Below are 19138 nucleotides of genomic sequence, written 5' to 3'. Positions count from 1 at the left end.
CATGAAAGTGGCGCCCAAAAGCGCATGCATGATTGAGATGGATAGCGAAGAGCTGATCACAGAGCTGAACTTCAAGCACGTGATTGTGGATGAGCGGCTGCAGGGGCAGGAGTTCAATATTCGCAAGATGTTCGACTTATTGCCGGCCACTATTGCCGATAAAAGGACCCTCCGGGTGGTCGAGATTCATGACTTGTTCAAGGCTGTTGATCACACCGAGACCATGGTGGGGTCGGCCCGGCTCTTTCATTCGTTGATGAATCCATCCCAATCCATTGAGCTGGTTTATGCCAAGCAGGACTCTTACTGCGAGTTGGAGAACAACACGCGTTTACAGGAGGCGATTCATGATTTCCTTGGCGAATTCGCCAAGAGTGAAGCGGATCTCTTTAAAATTCTTAATGTTCATACTCATCCCCTTATCGCCTATGGCGACTATCAAAAGGCAGTCCAGGCTATTGAGCGGATGCTTACGGCAACCGCCCGGCTGCCACAGCCCGAGACGAGCTACCTTGACTCGCTGTTTAAAAACATTTCCAGCTTCAATGGTTCGCCGGTCAGGAGTATCGTGGGAGGGGCGGCATATCGGACCTTCGATGGGGTCAAGGCTCGGCAGGAGATAGGCCGCTTTACTCCGTCGCTGCGCTTTCGGCCCAGTCGGATCAGTTTGGGTTCATTGTGGCCGGCTTTTCCGGGGGCGTTCTTTGGGGTTGCCTGGCTCTCTGGGTTGATGGACCCATTCCTTGCCAAGACCCTGTGTTTCAGTACGAGCTGGTTCAGTGTGGTGGGCTTTATTTATGGTTTGGTGTTGAAGCCGATGTTTGACTATGACACCGCCATTCTGCCCATCAGGCAGCGACTGGTTGATTCTAACCGTTTTGCCTCGGCTATAGAAAGTGTCGCCGCCATTGATGAACTGTTGAGCTTTGTCCGTTTTAGTCAGGCTATGCCCCATCCTACGGTATTGCCGGAAGTGACTAATGAGGTTAACCATTTCTTTGTGGCCAAGAACCTGCGCAACCCGATTATTGCCAAAGATGATACGGAGTACGTGGCTACTGATGTTAATCTGACAGGGGCCAGGTTGACCTTTGTCACTGGCCCTAACAGTGGCGGTAAGACGACTTACTGCAAAACCATTGTTCAAAATCAGATTCTGGCCCAGATCGGTGCGCCCGTGGTGGCCTCTGGCGCCATGATCAATATGGCTGACCGTATCACGTACCAGGCCCCGGCCTTTGACACCTTGTCCGATGACGAGGGCCGTTTTGGCACCGAGCTTAAGGTGACTCGGGATATCTTTTACAGCGTCACCCCCCAGAGTCTCACCATTCTCGATGAGATTGCCGAAGGCACAACGACTCAGGAGAAGGTGAGCTTTTCCGCCGATATTATGAACGGCTTTTTTGCTGTCGGCAATAACACCCTCCTTGTCACCCACAGCCATGAACTGGTTCGTGATTTTCAGGATCGGGGGAAAGGGCAGTATCTTCAGGTTGAGTTCAAAGACCAAAAGCCTACTCACAGGATTATCCCCGGCATCTCAATTGACAGTCACGCCTTGCGGGTTGCCGAAAAGATCGGGTTTTCGCCGAGAGACATTGAGAACCATCTGCGGCAAAAAGGCTACCTTGGCGATGGTGATACACTGTAGCATGGCACCCTATTCTTTCGGTATTATTATCCACAAAAAAAATCTTGCTTTACTTTGTCGGAATCCGCTTGCTATACTTTGTTCACGCCCGCCCAAATTGGTCCTGGGTGTTAATGTCAAGTGAAGAACCAGAGATTGTTGGAGGCTGGTTTTAGCTACTTTTTTGCTCCCGGTGAGCGCTAATTTTTTAACGATGCGGTAGGGAATTTCTGATGAGCTTGCGGAAAAAATTAATTTTCTTGGTGATTTTTTTAAGTTGTGGACTTCTTTCCATTGTGGCTTCATCTACGTGGCTTGTTTCGCGCGTTAAGATTGGAGGAGCGGCTTATAATGGTATTGAGATGAAATATGACACCATTGATCTCGTAGCCAGGACTCGGGTCAATCTGGTGATGCTGAACAGCCAGATCAAAACCCAGATAGTAGAGGGGGAGGAAGGTAGCAGCGAAATTGCCGGTAATGTGGAAAGAATCTCATCGTTGTTTGCTGAACTTGAGAACGTCGTGACCGGCAAGGGAGAGGGGCAGCATTGTCTTTCGTGTCATTCTCTTAAGGGGGCTGAGGAATTTACTACTCATGTTGCCGAGTTGGGAGCAGATTGGCAGCACATGGTTGAGCTTGCGACTGGCTCAATTGCCTCTGCCATGGTCGATGGTGATACTGAGAAGGCTCAGGAGATTTTTGAGGGAGAATATAATGATGCTTATCTTGGCGTGATGGAGAACTCGAAGGAGGTTGTCTCTCATATGCGAGAGGATCTCGATATGATGAGGGAGCAGAAAAAGGAAGAAGTCAGGACGTTTACGGTTTACTTTTTTGCAGCCGCCTTAGGTGTGTTGGTGATTATTCTGGCAGCCACTGGTCGGGCGGTTGAAACGATTATTAGCGAAGTAAAACGGGTTGTTGCCTCGCTGGAGTTGAATGCCCAGCAGATAATTGGTGAGACTCAAGTCACGTCTCATTCGTCTCAGGCCAATGCCGATATCTCTTCCAGTATGGCGGCGGCCCTGGAACAGACCAGTTCTTCGTTGGAGGAGATTACTGCCATGGTCAGACAAAATGATGATAATGCCAGTAATGCCAATATCGCCATGCGCCAGAATCAGGAGATTATCGTCCGTGCCGGTAGCGATGTCGAGGGTATGAAGCAGAATATGGGTAAGATTAAGAGTGACAGTGATAAGATATCCCAGATCATTACTGAAATAGAGGGTATCGCCTTCCAGACTAACCTGCTGGCCCTGAATGCGGCTGTCGAGGCGGCCAGGGCAGGAGAGGCCGGGGCCGGATTTGCGGTGGTGGCCGATGAGGTTCGGAATCTTGCTCAGCGGAGTTCGGATGCCGCCAGGAATATTCATCAGTTGATCGAGGTGGCTGTTAATAATGTCAGGGATGGCTTGGGAACGGTCGATAAGGTTGATGGGGCGATGAAGGTTATTGCCGAGAGTACCAAAAAGACAGCGATGTTGGTGGAGGAGATCAGTACGGCTTCACATCAACAGACCATCGGCGTCAGTCAGATTAATACCACCATCACCAGTATGGAGTCGGAAACCCAGGCCTTGGCTGCAGGATCCGAGGAGTTGGCTGCGGCCACCCAGTCGGTTCAGGAGCAGGCAAGAAGTCTCTATCTGCATATTAACGATTTGGTAAGTCTGGTGGCTGGCAAGAAAGCGGCAGAAGTCATGGACCGCGATCTGGTGTAGTCGTTGTCAAGGGGTACTCATCCCGCCCGGATTAATCGCGTTGCCAGCAGACTTGAAATCAGTACTGTCACACCGATCACAAAAAAAGACCATCCTAAGCCGATAAGATCAGAGCAGATCCCGGCCCCAACCGCACCGAGAAAGATACCGGCGCTCATGGCCGTATTGAAGGCGCCCATCATGGTTCCTTGGCCGTAACGCCGACCTTCTTCTGTTGCCAGCGCTCCGAGCACTGGCCAGATCATGGCTTCACCCACTCCCAGGATAATAAATAAGATAAGGATCGGCCAGAAACTCGTGGTCATTGGGACTAGGCAAATAGCCAGGCTGATGATTATGCAGCCAGTCTGTAGCATGGTTACTTTGTCACGTCGTTCCGACATCCGACCGAAAGGGGTCTGCAGGATGGCGTTAGCTAAGGTTCTGCCCGCGATGACTATGCCGGTTTGGGTGCCGCTGGAGTTGAACCATTGGCTCAGGAGTAGTGGGGTAAAGGCCATGGCTGGGACCATGACGATCATCGTCGTCATCCGCGCGAGGAGAATCCCTCTCGTGCGCCGGGTGGCGAACATTATTCCTAAGGATCTGATGGTACTCGGTCGAGGTATTTTCGGTTCCGTGATATCCTGGGTCGGGAGTTGAGAGATCACCAGCAGAAAGGCAACGATGCTTAAACCAGACATGGCGTAGAAGGCGGATGCCATCCCCCAGTGGTCGGTAAAAAATCCTCCAAGCAGCGGTCCGCCGCCAATTCCTGAAAAAATCGCGATATTCAGCATTCCCATATATCGGCCTTCCTGGCCGATAGGCGCCATGTCACTGACATAGGCCATGGCAACAGGAACGATCATTGCTGAACCCACCCCATGGAGGAGTCTGATGGCAAGGATGTTTGAGACAGAGTGTGCTAAGGGAAGGATCATGCCCACCAGGCAGTAAATCAGCAGTCCGCAGGCGAGGAAACCCTTGCGTCCCCATCGGTCGGAAAGGTTTCCGACTACGGGTTGTAGCAATCCCCGGGAGATTGAAAAGGCGGCGATGATCATTCCCAGGGCTAAACTGTTGGCGCCAAGGGTTGTGGCAAAGACCGGCAGGATGGGGACGATTATTCCGATACCGAGCAGGGCAATGAAGGTGGAGAGCAGGAGGATGGTAAGGAGTTGACGATTCATGAAGGAGTGTGTTTGGCAACGACTTTTTTGGCTTGCCACCTTGGGCTGGAAAAGTTTGTCTGACAGGGGGAAGCTGGCGAACCATTTTCATGGTGGCTGTGGCAATCTTGATAGAAACTAACCTTGATGGTTTCGCAAAAAGTCACGGGATGTCTAAGTAAAAGGGCCGATATACAAGGAGTAGTGTGCTTTTGCGAATGAGGCCACACATATGGTGTGCCGAATGAGCAAAAGTGCGCTGCAACGCAGTATGTCGGGCTTTTTACGACGCCATCAACCTTGTTGCTGCCTGTATATTTATTTGGGCGCTGATCTTTGTCTGCAGAGGTTGTCGAGTAGCGACGACATCATCTGGTTGGTATGGATGAGACGATCTGGGTGTTTCAGCAGCTCTTGGCTGGTCTGGACGTAGGGGGCGTCGGGGGTGAGCTCATTCCCGCAGTGGTCAATCAGTGCGGCAAGGCCCTCTGCGGTTGTTTCCAGATGAAACTGAAGCCCGATCACCCGTTGCTGGTAAATGAACCCTTGGTTCTGGCAGGCCACGCTCGTGGCGAGTCGTTGGGTCCCTGGTGGAAGGGTAAAGGTGTCGCCATGCCAGTGCATGACCAGTGCTCCGTCTGGAATGATGTCTTTCATGGACGAGTGGATTTCGGTTAAGGGAAACCATCCAATTTCGCGGTATCGATTGCGGGTAATTTTGGCTCCAAGTGTGTCGGCGATCAGTTGGGCGCCGAGGCAGACTCCAAGCACGATCTTTCCATCGTCGATGGCTTTCTTGATCAATAACTTTTCTGCTGAGAGCCAGGGAAATTGTTCTTCTTCGTAGATATTCATCGGCCCCCCCATGACCACCAGGAAATCGAAATCGTCAACAGAGGGTAGGTTTGCGTCGGCATACATCTGGCTGTACGTAATCGGCGCCTTGTTATTTTTAGCCCAGGTCTCGATGCTGCCCAGACCTTCAAAGACTACGTGTTGCAGAGCGTGAATTCGCATGGGTTCTTTACACTTTGGGGAGGTGGTTAAGGGTTACAGGGCGGGTCAGGTACGATTTCTTAGGCAAGTGTTGAGAGAATAACATGAGGGGGGCCTGACTTCAAGGGGATTCATGGTGTGCTTCGTTGCCGCCTTGTGTATGGTTGGTGAAACGTGTTACACATCTTTGATGGGGCTGGCCAGGAGTGTGTTTTCACTTCGACCGGCTTGACTGATCACGTCGTGCTTATTATAAAACTCAAAGATTATGAGGGGCACAGCGCGTCGCGGCACGGTGGTCCTTCTGTTGGTGGTGGGATAGTTACTTACTCAATGAGGGGTGGTATGAAACGGAATAACTATGGATTGGCTATCATAGTCCTGGTTGGGGCATTGATGGGGAGGCTGGGAACTTCTTGGGCGTCTGAACCTATTCGGCTCGGGGTCGCAGGCGCTCATAGCGGGGATCTGGCATCCTATGGTTTGCCGAGTCTGAACGCTGCTCGTCTGGTGGTTAAAGATATCAACGCCAAGGGTGGGGTGCTGGGGAGGCAGATCGAGATCCTGGCCGAGGACGATGTCTGCAAACCAGAGATTGCCACCAATACTGCGACCAAGTTGATTTCTGAAAAGGCCGACATTATTATTGGTCATATCTGTAGCGGGGCAACCAAGGCAGTTGTGGGAATATACAACGATGCTCGAACAATCGTTATTTCGCCGTCGGCCACTAACCCTGAGTTGACCCAGAGCGGCAATTATCCGAATTTTTTTAGAACAATTGCCTCCGATGATGCTCAGGCGACTCAAGAGGTCGATTTTGCTCTAAAGGTTCTGAAGTTGAAGAAGATTGCGGTAATCCATGACAAAGGTGATTATGGCAAGGGCTTGGCTGAGTTTGCCAAGGGCTTTGTTGAGAAATCGGGAGTTGCTGAGTTGGTTCTTTACGAGGGGGTGACCCCAGGGGCGGTGGATTATTCAGCGGTAGTTCAAAAGATTAAACGTTCTGGCGCCGATGGGGTTGTTTTTGGCGGGTACCATCCAGAGGCGTCGAAGATCGTAGCTCAAATGCGCAAGAAGGGGATGAAAACAGTATTTATCTCCGATGATGGAGTTAAGGACGACACCTTTATTAAAGTGGCGGGTCAATATGCTGAAGGGGTTTACGCTTCTGGGCCGAAGGATACATCGAAGAATCCATTGACTCAAGCCGCTGTTGAAGCCCACAAAAAGGAGTTTGGCAGTGAACCGGGGGCGTTTTTTTTGAATGCCTATGCGGCAACCTTGGCTGCCCTTCATGCAATTGATAAGGCAGGATCAACTGAGTTCGGACAGGTCGTTAAGGCGCTTCGCAGTGAGCCGGTTGATACTCCTTTGGGCATGATCCATTTTGATGAGCGTGGCGATGCTGTTGGAGTTGGTTTTTCCATGTATGTGGTCAAGGACGGAGTTTATCAGGAAGTGCAATAGGGAGGGGGATGATATCATTGGCTCGGCGCTCTGTGTTGATGGTGTTGGCTTATGTTCTCGGCCTATGCAGTTCTTTTTCCTGCGGAGTTATGATTCCTGTTTTTTGTCGTCGATGTCGTTGAAAGCTCGACGCACTTCTTCTAGTTTTTGTTGGTATCCCTCACCATCTCCAAAGTCGAAAAAGTAGTGATAGCGGCTGTGGGGGTGGCCCCCTCGCTTGGCGTGTTTGATCGGGCACCAGTATTGCTCGGTACGGGCGCCAATTTCCCGAAGGTAGCTTAATAAGCCGTTGAAATAACTGCAGTAGGCACAGTTGATCTTTTCTATCAGATTCAGGTAGGCCAGGCTATGATGGTCAAAGATGACGTGCTGGCTTCGTTTGACCTTGGGGATGCCGTACACTGGAAAGCAGATGTGCTGATACAGAGTGGCGACCATATCGAGCAGAAGGGTTGGAGGTAGGCATCCCCAGATCAACGGTATGGTCATGATGTTCAAAATTGATGCATCGATGAAGTAGTGGTGAATTTTCTTGGATAGTTTCTGGTGCCTCAGTCTGACCTTGTGTTCAAAACGAACCTTTCCTTGGTCAATTCTATAGTAGAACTCCTCTTGCTTGCGCAGTAATTCTTGTCGAAGCTCTTGTTCTAGTTCTTTTATTTTGTTGAGTAACTTCTCTAGATATTCGTCCATGAAATGAGTTTGCCTTGGGTGAGTTGAAAGGTGGCGCTTGGATGGCTGCTGGTTGTGGATGTGGTGAGATTGCCGTTATTATTTACTTGAGTCTATGGACCAAAGCTTTATTGAGGAGGAATGTCAAGGGATGATTGGCGGGGAATCGTCTTGAGTGGTTTGGCGTGGGTGCAGCGCAATTTGGTGGGGAGGTGATTTGTCCTTGTCTGCCCAAGTCATAACGTCTTGAAACTGCAGTTGCAAGATTTGTAAAGACTTGGCTGCAATAGTTTGGTATTATGCGTTTACAGGATTGGTGCGCTTGCGGATTTGCGCACGATCTTCGTACGTGTTTTCGGTTTGATTGTCCTCGGCAACGCTTCTTTTGGTCCTTCTCTGTCTCTTTTTATGGCCTTGGTTTAGGGATTGAGACAACTGATCCTTCCTTGCGCATCTTTATCAAATTTGTGATCAAGAAAAAATCGCGATTAACCCACCTGTACGATTCCAGTTTAAATCCTCATTGATTTTTCTTAAGATCAGCAGGACATACACATGTGCTGCTGATTTTAAGTCACAGTAATAATTTAACAAAAGGATAGTATGAATTTTAACGAATTTACGTTTCACCCCCACGTCATGAAAGGCATTCAAGCAGCTGGTTATCAAATTCCTACCCCTATTCAGATCCAGGCGATCCCTGCGGTGATTGAGGGTAAGGATGTTATGGGTCTGGCCCAAACTGGCACCGGTAAGACGGCAGCATTTGCTTTGCCGATTTTGCATCGTCTGGTGGAGGGTGAGCGCGGGGTTGTCCGTGCTTTGGTCATTGCTCCTACCCGCGAATTGGCGGAACAGATCCATGAGGCTTTCACTGTTTTAGGAGCGGAGACCGGCTTGCGGAGCGTTACGGTCTATGGTGGGGTGACAATTGGGCCACAGATAGCAAAGATCAAGAGGGGGGCTGAGATTGTTGTGGCTTGTCCCGGTCGGCTTCTCGACCACCTTACTCAGAAGACGATCTCTCTTTCCCGTCTTGAAGTCTTGGTTCTTGATGAAGCAGACCATATGTTTGACATGGGGTTTTTTCCGGACATTAGGCGGATCATGCAGCATCTGCCTCGTCAGCGTCAAACGTTGATGTTTTCCGCCACAATGCCTGATGAGATCCGTCGTATGGCCCTTGACGTGCTGAATAAGCCGATCACCGTTCAGGTTGGGAGCACCGCTCCAGCGGTTACTGTCAGTCACGCCCTTTACCCGGTTAAGCCGCACTTGAAGACAGCTCTGCTTGTTGAGTTGTTGCGCCATACCAGTACTGATTCTGTATTGGTCTTTACTCGGACCAAGCATCGTGCCAAAAGAATAGGTGAGCAGTTGGAGAAGAAGGGGTTCTCGGCTGCTTCAATCCAAGGGAATCTGTCACAGAATCGACGCCAGGAGGCCTTGAACGGTTTTCGGGACGGGACTTTTCAGATTTTGGTCGCGACCGATATTGCTGCCCGGGGAATTGATGTCAGTCAAGTCTCCCACGTCATAAATTACGATATTCCAAGCACCCCCGAGGCATATATCCATCGAATCGGCCGTACCGGCCGTGCAGCACGGAGTGGAGATGCCTTTACTTTGGTGAGTGATGAAGATGTCGATATGATCCGTGCTATTGAACGGGTTCTTGGAGCCCGCATTAAAAGTTGTGTTGTCGAAGGGTTTGATTATGACGCGCCGATGCCGAAAATTAATCAGGAGTTTGTTCGGCCACCGAGGCAGGCTCAGCCCAGACGTAAACCCGCCACACCAGGAAAGAGTGCTGCCTCGCGTAGTGATAGATTAGGAAGCCCATCGCAGCCAAAGACGGGCGATGCTCGACCGAGTCGCGGCCCTAGGCCTTCTGGACAGGGGCATGGCCATTCGCCTGGGGGGGCGAATATTCAGCCGAAACGCGCCGGTAGTGTTCGACGTGGCAGGGCGTAGATTAAGGTAGTTTATTGTAATTGAGATGGGTGGTTAATTAGAGGGGCTTAACTTTTTTGTTGAGCCCCTCTTTTGCTATCTGCCGAACCCGCACTCAGGAAAATTGCAGGGGGTGCAGCGTCGACAGAGCCCGCCGTGTCCCATTGCCGCGATAGTTTTGCGGGTAATCGACTCGCCGGTTAGGATGCGCGGGAGGATCAGGTCGAAGACGGTGATGCTTTCGAACATACCACAAGCGGGGAGTCCGAGAATGGGGATGGAGCCGATTGTCCCGGACAGGAACATGGCGCCAGGGAGGACCGGAGTTCCGTAGACGATATTGTTGGCCCCGGCTAAAGCGATTCCGGCACGGGTAACGTCATCGGGGTCCACTGACATCCCCCCTGAGGTGATGATGAGGTCGGCCCCGGCTTCAAGGCAGGTGTGGATTTCCCTGGCGATGATTTCGGCATTATCGGGTGCGAAACATACCATAATTACTTCTGAACCGAGGTTGGTTAGTTTGCTGCGCAGAATCGGCTCAAAGGCGTCTTTGATCCGGTTATGGAATACTTCGTTGCCGGTGATGACGAGCCCGGCTTTGGCGGGTCTGATGGGGAGGACCGAAACAAGGCCTTCAACGGATTCGGCAATGCCAGCGGCTTCTGTAACAAGCTCTCGCTCCCCGATCAGGGGGATTAGCCGGGTGGCGGCAACTTTTTCGCCTTTCTTTACTTGGGTGTTGCTATGCAGGGTGGCGCACATCACTTCTCCCAAGAGGTTGAACTGAAAAAGGGCCGCAGTTCGAATCTTGAGAAGGCCATCATGATTAGCAATCAGGTTGATTTTTCCTTCTTTTGGTTCACCATCAGTTGAAACCCCTTGTCCGGCAATCGCTGTCGCAAGAATTTCGGCAGCCTCGTTTTCGTGAATTTGATTTTCCTCCAGACTCAGAACGTATATATGGTCTTTGCCAAGCCGTTGTAAATGGGCTATGTCCTCTGGTCGGATGATGTGTCCTTTCTTGAAGGCTCTCCCTTTGAAGTTGCCTGGTCTGATTTCGGTGATGTCATGGGGGAGGACCATGCCGACGGCTTGGTTTACTGGGATAGTTTTCTGTCTCATCGTAGTGTGAAGTAAGCACCTTGTGCGCAGTTGCGGCAGAGGGTTTTTTCTGTCTGATTGATGTCGCGTCCGTCTTGGACCCATTCCTTGCAGTTTTCACATTGCACTCTTCTCTGCGGTCGTCCTGGCATGTCCCTTGTGGGAATGGTCACCACAACCTTTTGGACTTGAAACAGCTCATCCTCCTCCATCACCCGGTAGGCCTCAAGTTGTTGGGCATACTTGTCTGTGACATCGGGACGGTATTTTTTGGCGGCCTCCCTTGACTCCTCTCGCGCCAGTATCCGCACTGCCTGCCCTGATTCCAGGTTGACAAAAGTGGCGGCCATGATGCCGTTGTCGACCCATTTTAAGGATCGTTTGCCGAGTGAGCAGCCGGTGACGGTTTGGATGGCGTCGGTGGCGCAGCGGTCAATTTCAACCAGGACATAGAGTTTTTTTCTGTCAACGCCTTTGGGGTCGTTAATCCCGATGTGTTGTAGGCCGAGCATGGCCATGCGAACGCCAATGACCTGGCCTGCGCAGAGATGTCCGTGGATGGCGGTTGCTTTGTCAAGTAAAGTTTCAAAAGATTCCATGGTGGGTGGCTTGATGGTTTGAAGGGGAGGTGGCTGACGTCGTATTGTTATCCCTCGAAGCCAAAGGATACTCCATGGCGTATCTCTTTGGCAATGGCTAATTGCAGCTATCGTTGGTGGGCAGCTGTCAGGCGGGGGCAGGGCTGGAAAGGTAAGAAGTCACGGCATCGGTTGCCTGTCCTTTCTTGTTGGCAATGACGGTGATTCCATGTGAGCGAAGATACTCACGTGACGATTCGTCTATTCCTCCGCAGATCAGGGTGTTGACTTTTAGGGCGGCCAATCTGCGTACTTTTAAGACCGGCATTGGTTCTCGGATGGTTTCGGTATGCTGCTCGGTTACAGCATTATCGGCTGTGGTGATTACCATGAAATCCTGGGCGCAGTCGAATCGAGGTGAAACTCGTGTGCCGAAAAGAGCAATAGCTGTGGTGGTCATCGTTTTGCCTCCCGTGGGGGGTGATCGGTAGGGCGCATTTTTTTTCATTTGATGTCTATAGCTTTAGCGCTATTTTTTTCTGCAAAAATGATGCCGGTGCTGGTCTTTATGGTGGGTCGAGAGCCTCCTTTGAGATGCAGATAATTGTTGGATACGGTGGCAATCATGAGTTTTATTTTGCCGGGTTATTTTAAACTCAGGTTGTTACCTCCGAGGGTCCGTGAAATTCTGACATTAAAGAAGGGGTGCATAGTTAGGGACGAACAGAAAAATGGGAGAGGGAAGATTTTTTAAGAGGATTGCAAAAATGCAATCGTGCAATCCCCAGTGTTGCATGATTGCAATGGCGGTCAGTGGCTTTTTATTTTTTCCGGGGCAAAATCGATTCCGTAACGTTTCATTTTTCGCCAGAGGGTTGTTTTTTCGATACCGAGATATTCTGCTGTCACCATTCGGCAACCGTTGAATTTTTGCAAGGCATCCAGGATTACTGCGGCTTCGGCCTCTGGAAGTGGTGCGTGGGAGCGCTTTTTGGGCTCGCAGGAGATCTCGGTCATACATTCGGCGAATTCAGCAGGGAGGTGTTTTTTGCTGATTACACGATCATGACAGAGCACGAAACAGTATTCTATGATATTTTCTAACTCTCTGATATTGCCTGGATAATCATACTTCATGAGCATGGACATTACTTCCTGGTTCACCGATTCTATTTCCCGTTCCTTAATAGCATTAAACTTCGAGAGGAAGTGTTCGACAAGAAGGGGGATGTCTTCTTTACGCTCGTGAAGTGGTGGAATAACTATCTTAATTACGTTCAGCCTGAAAAAAAGATCGTCTCGAAAGTGGCCACATCCAACAAGGTCTGCAAGACATTTATTGGTGGCGGCCACCACTCGGACATCGGCTTTTTCGGTAACGGTTCCACCTAGAGGTTCGTACTCTTTTTCCTGGAGCACTCGGAGCAGTCTCAGTTGTAATGCAGGTGATATGTCCCCGATTTCATCAAGAAAAATTGTTCCTTTTTCTGCCAGGGCAAAACGGCCCTTCTTGTCTTTTTTTGCTTCGGTGAATGCTCCTTTTTTGTACCCAAAGAGTTCTGATTCCAGAAGACTGTCAGGTAGAGCTGCGCAATTTAAGGCGATGAATTTCCCTTTGCGATTGCTTAACGTGTGGATAGCTTGGGAGAAAAGCTCTTTTCCTGCACCGCTTGGGCCTTCGATGAGTACGGTACTGTTGCTGGTGGCGATGTCGGGTAGAGTGGATAGGATTTGACGTATCTTGTGGTTTTTGCTGATGATATCTTCAAATATGTATTGTTGGGTCAGTTCCTTGCGCAGGTTCTCAATGGTCGACATGTCCCGGAAGGTAGAAACTCCTCCAATGATGTTGCCTGCCTCGTCTCTGAGGACTGAGGTAGAGACACTGATAGGGATTTTGCAGTCTCTCGAGTTTAATATATTGATGCTGAGGTTAATGACCTCTTTGCCACTCTGGATAGATTGTTTGATGGCACAGGTTGATTGGCAGATATTGGCGCGGAAGACATCGAAGCATTTTTGGCCAATGGCCTCTTTCTGGCTGACACCGGTAATCTTCTCAGCGGACTTGTTGAAGAATGTTATATTAAGTTCCGGATCTACTGTGAAAACACCATCGGCGATTGAGTCGAGGATGGTGTCGCTTAGGGTGGTGAGAGGATACTTTGCACTCATGATATCTGTTCCTCCGATTGATTAGCCAGCGGGGAGATGATGTGGCATTCTTTTGTCGCGCTATTCATTATATCATGTGTCGGCGATTACACAAAGAAAAAGATTGATAGTTTTATTTGGGTAAGTTGTTGGGGTTTTTCTGAGTTTTGTGGCACCATATTTGCTCTGTGTAGCGGACAAAGGGAGAGAGGATAAGGGATCGTAAACATGAAAGTAAACACACAAACCAAGGAGGTGTGCCATGAACACGACAGAGACAACAAGAGGAATGAGTGCAGAGAAAAAGACCGCATTGTGTATCGTGATGTCCATGTTCTATTTTGCTATGCTGGCGTATCCGTTCGGCGTTGCGATGGAAGGGTACGTTTGGCAGAAGGCTTTGATCGCCGGGGTGATCTTCTTCGCCATTTCCATTCCCGCATGGATTGTTAACTTGAAACGTGAATTCTATGATGCAACGGCAGCCGAAGAAACAGTTGAGATGATGCTGGAGAAAGAACTCGATTTGTCTACCCCGGGGAGTGCTAGTCAAGTGAGCAGGATTGGAGAACTGGCTCGTTTACAGAAATGGTTGTCTCTCGAGGATATCGCTCAGATTCTTTTCTGCCAGGGCGGTGAATGCGGTAGCAGATTCGGGCAGATTGCCATCAAGAGAAATTATCTCACACCTCAGCAGGTCGATTTACTCTTATCCATGCAGAAAGCTACGGGTTGATAGATAGAGTACGAGACGGAGATCAAATGTTAATACTAAACTAAGGTTGAATATTAGGGCAGGCGACAAAATGTTCACCTGCCCTAATTAATTTAAGGAGACGAGATGATAAAGAATAGTATATCAAGGGGAGTTTTGGGCATTGTGTTTTTTGTCTTTGTCTTCTGGGGAGCGATTGCTGCCAGCGCTATCGAAAATAGTGATTGTATGGATTGCCACGGAGATTCGTCACTCACCCGCAAGGACTCTCAAGGGGGGAATAATAGCCTGTTTGTTGAGCTGAAAGTGTTTCAGCGGTCAGTGCATAATATCAATGGCATCCAGTGTGTGGATTGTCATGCCGATATTTTGTCACTTGATATGGATAAAGAGCTTCCTCACAGTATTACGCTGGCCCCGGTCAATTGTGGAGGATGTCATGAGGCCGAGACTGCAGGGTATCAACAGGGAGTTCATCATCAGGCCAGTAGCAAAGGGGTCACCATTCAGTGCTATGCCTGTCATGGGTATCATGATGTGGTCAGCACCGAAAATCAGCCTGTTCGCGAACGTGAGAATAAGTCCTGCCTGAAGTGTCATGAACCCAGCAAGTTTCATAATTGGCTGCCGCAGAAGGAGACACATTTCACCTATGTTCAGTGTACGGTGTGTCACGCGCCAGACACCGCGCATCAGATTCATTTACGTTTTTATGATTTAGCAAAGAAGGAATTTCTTTCGTCAGATAGGGTGTTCTCAGCTCTGGGTACCGATGCAGAGGGATTCTTGTCGATGTTTAATAAGAGCGGGTCTGTTGACGGATTAAGTCTTGAGGACTTTGATAATATGGTATTTGCTTTGAATCGGAGAGGCGTGCATGCCACATTCCATGCGGAATTGCTTTCCGAGCGTGAGCCGCTTATTCATCAGGTGACAAAGGTTTCGGCGAGACGGACATGTGAGGAGTGCCATTCGCCAAATTCTAAATTTTTTGATTCTGTAGCCCTGGTGTTCGTTGGCAAGGATGGTTCCACTCATAAGGAAAAAGTCGACCGTAAGGTGCTTGAATCGTATAATCTCAATAATTTCTATATGCCGGGTGGATCAAGAGTGAGGACGCTTGATAAAATCGGACTTCTCGCCATCCTTGGCGCGGGATGTGGGATTATGCTCCATCTTTTGGGTAGGGTTGTAACCGCCCCTATGCGGAGGAGACGGGCTCACGAATCTGGAGAGCGCCACTAAAAGAAGAGAAGGTCAACTTTTTTATCCAAAAGAGGTTCTGTTCCCAAGTGGGCAGTTGCCATAATCAATGAAAAGAGGCGAGTATGGAATATCAAACAACGATTGACAGCTATAAGGATTCTGAGGTGGTAAACCCCGAGCGTAAGATGAGAAGGAAAGTTGAGGAGGAACCTACCAAAATGATGTATGTGCATCATGCGCCAATTAGGGTCTGGCATTGGGTGAATGCCGCAGCCTTTATCTTTTTGCTGATAACCGGCGTACAGATTCGTTTTGCGGCCCAAATTGATTGGTTTTCTCTGGAGGAGGCTGTTCACCTTCATAACTATGTTGGTTTCATGGTTATTTCAAATTATTTTCTGTGGCTTTTTTACTGCCTCGGGTCTGGGCAAATCCGGTTGTATATCCCTAGCCCTAAAGGTATGGTGGGGAAAATTAAAGAGCAGATCGTTTATTATTCCTACGGCATATTCCGGGGCGATCATAATCCCCACAAGATTACACCGGAAAACAAGTTTAATTTGATGCAACAGAAGACATATGCCATAATCATGTTTGTTCTGCTGCCACTTCAAATTGTAACAGGGCTTTTTTTGTGGGAGATCAAGCGGTTTGAAAATTATATCGAGTTCATGGGTGGGATTAGGATAATTAATCTAGTCCATGTTGTGCTGTTCTTTTTCTTTGCTGCATTTATTGTGGGGCACATCTATTTGGCAACGCTGGGGCATACCCCGCTTGCTCATATAAAAGCGATGTTTACTGGATACGAGGAAGAATGATTGGATGGTTTTGGCCGGCGGACAGGAAGACGTCGTTTGATCTGGAAGTTATGGATTATGTTGTGGCACAGAGTTTGTCTTGTGGTTCCTCATGAAAAAGGCTTTAGTCACCGGTGGTGGCGGATTTGTCGGACTTGCTATTGTCAAGCGCCTTTTATCTGAACAGGTTCAAGTGATTGTGGTCGGCAGGCAGCGCTACCCCGAGGTCGAACGTCTCGGGGTAGAGTGTCGGAGGGGGGATATCCGTGATGGACAGTTTGTCGATCTTGCGGCACGGGGATGTGATGCTGTCTTCCATGTAGCGGCCAAGGCCGGGATATGGGGCTCGCGGCAGGAATATTTCTCGATCAACCTTACAGGCACTCAACAGGTAATTCGTGCTTGTCTGAGCAATGATATCGGTATGTTGGTTTACACCAGCACACCCAGTGTGGTTTTTGCTCGCCATGATTTGGCTGGGGTTGATGAGTCAGTTCCTTACGCCAGGAATTTTCTATGCCATTACGCACATAGTAAGGCCCTGGCCGAGGACTTGGTATTGAAGGCCAATGGCTCGTCTTTGAGGACGGTGGCCTTGCGCCCCCATCTGGTATGGGGGCCGGGTGACACCAATCTCATTCCTCGCCTGGTTGATCGGGGTCGACGCGGTTTGCTAAAGCAGGTTGGCGACGGCAAGAACCTGGTTGATATCGCCTATATTGACAATGTGGTCGACGCCCATCTGCTGGCTGCGGCCAACCTCGTTGACAGTGCTACAGCAGCGGGTAAGGCCTACTTTATCTCTCAGGGTGGTCCGGTTTATCTCTGGGGGTGGATTAACGGCCTGTTTGCCGAACTGGGTATTCCACCAGTAACCAGGCAGGTCTCCTTTGCCAAGGCCTATGCCGCCGGAGTAGTGATGGAGGCAGCCTATCGACTCCTGCGTTTGCCCGGCGAGCCATTGATGACCCGTTTCCTGGCACTGCAACTTGCTAAGTCCCATTGGTTTTCTACTGCCGCCGCCCGTCGTGATCTGGGGTATGAGGCCAGAGTGTCTACTCCAGAGGGGATGAAACGACTGGTTGCTTCGCTTTCAGAGTGATTGTGCTGCTGCCAGGGCTTTTTTAAGGGCTGCGATGTGGACCTCGCCGGCGTAGTGCAGGGCACTGTGCCCTGAGATTGGATCAAAGGCGCTGGGGTCTGCGATACAAAGATATTGTACTTCTCTCGCTAAGGTGGGCAACGCCTCTTCCGGGGGCATGCCGATGACCTTGTCTGTTACTTCCCAGGTGGCGCCGCAGGAAGCTCCCCTTTTCACTGTAAGGCCTGCAATTCGGCCGTCTTCTCTCATGGTTATTTCAAATTCCGGTACCCCGAATTGTTCCCCATAAGCCCCTAGTTTGTCGGTTTTGCCTAGTCCGCAGCAGGTGAAAGGGGTGATGGCGTTGTCTAATTTGCATCCCGAAGCGATCATGGCAATACCTTTAGCTTGGCACACATCTGCCAGATAGTGGTCTAGATCGGGGTGCTTGATGAAGCAGAGGACGAGGTCTGCGTCGAAGTCGCTGCTGATGTATCGTTCCGGGTCATCAATAAAGCCGGACAGTGGCTCGGTGATGTTAAAGGTGGCTGTGATCTCGATGTCGTGGCCGTACCGTAGGATACCTTCGATCTTCTTTTTTCCGGAGCCTCGGTACTCAAAAATTACGATGCGGGTCGGTCGGGTATTGTTCATCGGTAATCCTCGTTGCAGGAAGTGATTGTGTTCTGGTCAGATATAGCATATTTCCATTTCATGCCAAGTCTGTTCTCGAGCGTGGAGTTAACAGGGGGATCATTTTTCTTGATGATTGACCTGGAAAATGGCCAAGAAGGATCAGTGATTGCGGTTAGAATGAAAATGAGTAAAAATACGGACTTATTTTTGTCCAGGAGGAGTAACTCAGGTGGGCGATAACGGTATCCTTGCGATGGTAGTGTGTTGAAAGATAGAATCGGAGGGTGTGTTTATCCAATGTTAACGCAAAGAGGATTTGGGTTTCACGTATGGAAAATTTTGTCGCCATCATTACCTACCTGTTGATTGGGATGGTTTTTAGGCATCTGCCGGATTTTCCGGCAGAGACAGGGAAAGTCTTGAATTCGTTCGTTATTTATGTGTCGTTACCCGCGTTGGTATTGTTAAAGATACCCGATCTGGATTTCTCGCAGAATGTGATGGTGCCTGCTGTGATGCCGTGGGTGATGTTGATCTGTTCGGTTTCGTTCATTCTGGTATTGGCCCGGGTGCTTACATGGGAGCGACCGACAACCGGGTGTCTGCTCCTCATGGTTCCGCTTGGCAACACCTCATTTCTTGGTATCCCGATGGTTAAGGCATTCTGGGGAGAGCAGGCGATCCCCTATGCGGTGCTTTATGATCAATTGGGTTCCTTCCTGGCCCTGGCTACCTATGGCTCGGTGGTCTTGGCCCTGTTTGGCAGCGAACGTTGCCGACCGACCTGGGGTGGAGTGGTGAAGAGGATTTTGTCCTTTCCGCCGTTTCTGGCCTTGACTTTGGCCTTGCTGTTGAGGTCTGTTGCTTACCCAGCGATGGTGAGCGCTGTGTTGTCGGCTATGGCTGCCACCTTGGTTCCGGTGGTGATGGTGGCAGTTGGCTTTCAGCTTACCCTCCGCTTGAATCGGGCGATGATCTCTCAACTGAGCATCGGTTTGACGCTGAAATTGATCGTTGCCCCCCTTGTTGCTTTTCTGCTCTGCACAGCGGTAGGACTTAAAGGTGAAGCAGTGCAGGTGGCAGTTTTTGAGGCCGGTATGCCGCCGATGGTCTCTGCCGGGGCCTTGGCCATTATGGCGAATCTGTCGCCAGTCCTTACGGCGGCTCTTGTTGGAATCGGTATTGTTGCAAGTTTCATAACTTTGCCGATACTGCATGCCTTGTTGTCATAGCGGGCATAACATGATAACCGGATAACGTGT

General features: G+C 49.9%; 17 protein-coding genes. 9 read left to right on the top strand and 8 right to left on the bottom strand.

Annotated elements, in window-relative coordinates; translation table 11 throughout:
• The first annotated feature begins 1 nt into the window (after position 1).
• Positions 2 to 1654: a DNA mismatch repair protein MutS gene (locus FP815_11640; GenBank protein MBA3015585.1), complete on the top strand. Its 1653-nt coding sequence runs from the start codon at positions 2 to 4 to the stop codon at positions 1652 to 1654.
• Positions 1655 to 1866: 212 nt separating this feature from the next.
• Positions 1867 to 3360 (top strand): hypothetical protein, encoded by a 1494-nt coding sequence (locus FP815_11635; GenBank protein ID MBA3015584.1) that lies wholly within the window; start codon positions 1867 to 1869, stop codon positions 3358 to 3360.
• 17 nt (positions 3361 to 3377) lie between these two features.
• Here the strand turns inward: FP815_11635 and FP815_11630 are convergent, their stop codons facing one another.
• Complete coding sequence (locus FP815_11630) at positions 3378 to 4571, bottom strand: MFS transporter (protein MBA3015583.1); 1194 nt, start codon at positions 4569 to 4571, stop codon at positions 3378 to 3380.
• Positions 4572 to 4829: 258 nt separating this feature from the next.
• A complete protein-coding gene (locus FP815_11625; GenBank protein MBA3015582.1) occupies positions 4830 to 5528 on the bottom strand; it encodes an amidotransferase in 699 nt (232 codons plus the stop codon).
• 324 nt (positions 5529 to 5852) lie between these two features.
• On the opposite strand from FP815_11625, the gene FP815_11620 reads away from it, so the two are divergent.
• On the top strand, positions 5853 to 6977 hold the full coding sequence (locus FP815_11620) for a branched-chain amino acid ABC transporter substrate-binding protein (GenBank protein MBA3015581.1): 1125 nt from the start codon (positions 5853 to 5855) through the stop codon (positions 6975 to 6977).
• Positions 6978 to 7064: 87 nt separating this feature from the next.
• On the opposite strand, the gene FP815_11615 is transcribed toward FP815_11620, so the two are convergent.
• Positions 7065 to 7670, bottom strand: coding sequence for a hypothetical protein (locus tag FP815_11615; protein MBA3015580.1), 606 nt, complete (start codon positions 7668 to 7670; stop codon positions 7065 to 7067).
• A gap of 582 nt (positions 7671 to 8252) precedes the next feature.
• Between FP815_11615 and FP815_11610 the strand changes: the two genes are divergently transcribed.
• Entirely contained in the window at positions 8253 to 9623 is a 1371-nt protein-coding gene (locus FP815_11610) for a DEAD/DEAH box helicase (GenBank protein MBA3015579.1), read from the top strand.
• 75 nt (positions 9624 to 9698) lie between these two features.
• Here FP815_11610 and FP815_11605 read toward each other — a convergent pair whose 3' ends face one another.
• From FP815_11605 to FP815_11590, 4 genes are all read right to left on the bottom strand, one after another.
• Positions 9699 to 10727: a molybdopterin-binding protein gene (locus FP815_11605; protein ID MBA3015578.1), complete on the bottom strand. Its 1029-nt coding sequence runs from the start codon at positions 10725 to 10727 to the stop codon at positions 9699 to 9701.
• The gene (locus FP815_11600) at positions 10724 to 11305 is read right to left on the bottom strand and encodes a formylmethanofuran dehydrogenase (GenBank protein ID MBA3015577.1); all 582 of its coding nucleotides are present in this window, start codon (positions 11303 to 11305) and stop codon (positions 10724 to 10726) included. The genes FP815_11605 and FP815_11600 overlap by 4 nt, the downstream gene beginning before the upstream one ends.
• Positions 11306 to 11432: 127 nt before the next feature.
• Positions 11433 to 11792 carry a hypothetical protein gene (locus FP815_11595; protein MBA3015576.1) on the bottom strand — a complete coding sequence of 120 codons (360 nt, stop codon included), beginning with the start codon at positions 11790 to 11792 and terminating at the stop codon, positions 11433 to 11435.
• Positions 11793 to 12094: 302 nt separating this feature from the next.
• On the bottom strand, positions 12095 to 13459 hold the full coding sequence (locus FP815_11590; GenBank protein ID MBA3015575.1) for a PAS domain-containing protein: 1365 nt from the start codon (positions 13457 to 13459) through the stop codon (positions 12095 to 12097).
• 241 nt (positions 13460 to 13700) lie between these two features.
• Between FP815_11590 and FP815_11585 the strand changes: the two genes are divergently transcribed.
• The 4 genes from FP815_11585 to FP815_11570 all read left to right on the top strand — a co-directional run bounded on the left by FP815_11585 (position 13701) and on the right by FP815_11570 (position 17261).
• Complete coding sequence (locus FP815_11585; protein MBA3015574.1) at positions 13701 to 14174, top strand: hypothetical protein; 474 nt, start codon at positions 13701 to 13703, stop codon at positions 14172 to 14174.
• 105 nt (positions 14175 to 14279) lie between these two features.
• Positions 14280 to 15398: a hypothetical protein gene (locus FP815_11580; GenBank protein ID MBA3015573.1), complete on the top strand. Its 1119-nt coding sequence runs from the start codon at positions 14280 to 14282 to the stop codon at positions 15396 to 15398.
• Positions 15399 to 15544: 146 nt separating this feature from the next.
• A complete protein-coding gene (locus tag FP815_11575; GenBank protein ID MBA3015572.1) occupies positions 15545 to 16180 on the top strand; it encodes a cytochrome B in 636 nt (211 codons plus the stop codon).
• A gap of 91 nt (positions 16181 to 16271) precedes the next feature.
• A complete protein-coding gene (locus tag FP815_11570) occupies positions 16272 to 17261 on the top strand; it encodes an NAD-dependent epimerase/dehydratase family protein (GenBank protein MBA3015571.1) in 990 nt (329 codons plus the stop codon).
• On the opposite strand, the gene FP815_11565 is transcribed toward FP815_11570, so the two are convergent.
• Positions 17253 to 17894, bottom strand: a complete 642-nt coding sequence (locus FP815_11565; GenBank protein ID MBA3015570.1) for a hypothetical protein — start codon at positions 17892 to 17894, stop codon at positions 17253 to 17255. The two genes, FP815_11570 and FP815_11565, sit on opposite strands and share 9 nt — an antisense overlap.
• A gap of 311 nt (positions 17895 to 18205) precedes the next feature.
• On the opposite strand from FP815_11565, the gene FP815_11560 reads away from it, so the two are divergent.
• Positions 18206 to 19108: an AEC family transporter gene (locus tag FP815_11560; protein ID MBA3015569.1), complete on the top strand. Its 903-nt coding sequence runs from the start codon at positions 18206 to 18208 to the stop codon at positions 19106 to 19108.
• Positions 19109 to 19138: the final 30 nt, after the last annotated feature.

The organism is Desulfobulbaceae bacterium (genome assembly GCA_013792005.1).
In the GTDB taxonomy this organism is placed as follows: Bacteria; Desulfobacterota; Desulfobulbia; order Desulfobulbales; family VMSU01; genus VMSU01.
This window is presented reverse-complemented; position numbering and strand designations above follow the sequence as displayed.

Coding starts and splice junctions, on each gene's coding strand:
- FP815_11585 (MBA3015574.1), top strand. CDS start 13,701: ATGAACACGACAGAGACAACAAGAGGAATGAGTGCAGAGAAAAAGACC.
- FP815_11635 (MBA3015584.1), top strand. CDS start 1,867: ATGAGCTTGCGGAAAAAATTAATTTTCTTGGTGATTTTTTTAAGTTGT.
- FP815_11565 (MBA3015570.1), bottom strand. CDS start 17,894: ATGAACAATACCCGACCGACCCGCATCGTAATTTTTGAGTACCGAGGC.
- FP815_11625 (MBA3015582.1), bottom strand. CDS start 5,528: ATGCGAATTCACGCTCTGCAACACGTAGTCTTTGAAGGTCTGGGCAGC.
- FP815_11560 (MBA3015569.1), top strand. CDS start 18,206: ATGGAAAATTTTGTCGCCATCATTACCTACCTGTTGATTGGGATGGTT.
- FP815_11580 (MBA3015573.1), top strand. CDS start 14,280: ATGATAAAGAATAGTATATCAAGGGGAGTTTTGGGCATTGTGTTTTTT.
- FP815_11595 (MBA3015576.1), bottom strand. CDS start 11,792: ATGAAAAAAAATGCGCCCTACCGATCACCCCCCACGGGAGGCAAAACG.
- FP815_11575 (MBA3015572.1), top strand. CDS start 15,545: ATGAGAAGGAAAGTTGAGGAGGAACCTACCAAAATGATGTATGTGCAT.
- FP815_11615 (MBA3015580.1), bottom strand. CDS start 7,670: ATGGACGAATATCTAGAGAAGTTACTCAACAAAATAAAAGAACTAGAA.
- FP815_11640 (MBA3015585.1), top strand. CDS start 2: ATGAAAGTGGCGCCCAAAAGCGCATGCATGATTGAGATGGATAGCGAA.
- FP815_11590 (MBA3015575.1), bottom strand. CDS start 13,459: ATGAGTGCAAAGTATCCTCTCACCACCCTAAGCGACACCATCCTCGAC.
- FP815_11605 (MBA3015578.1), bottom strand. CDS start 10,727: ATGAGACAGAAAACTATCCCAGTAAACCAAGCCGTCGGCATGGTCCTC.
- FP815_11620 (MBA3015581.1), top strand. CDS start 5,853: ATGAAACGGAATAACTATGGATTGGCTATCATAGTCCTGGTTGGGGCA.
- FP815_11570 (MBA3015571.1), top strand. CDS start 16,272: ATGAAAAAGGCTTTAGTCACCGGTGGTGGCGGATTTGTCGGACTTGCT.
- FP815_11610 (MBA3015579.1), top strand. CDS start 8,253: ATGAATTTTAACGAATTTACGTTTCACCCCCACGTCATGAAAGGCATT.
- FP815_11600 (MBA3015577.1), bottom strand. CDS start 11,305: ATGGAATCTTTTGAAACTTTACTTGACAAAGCAACCGCCATCCACGGA.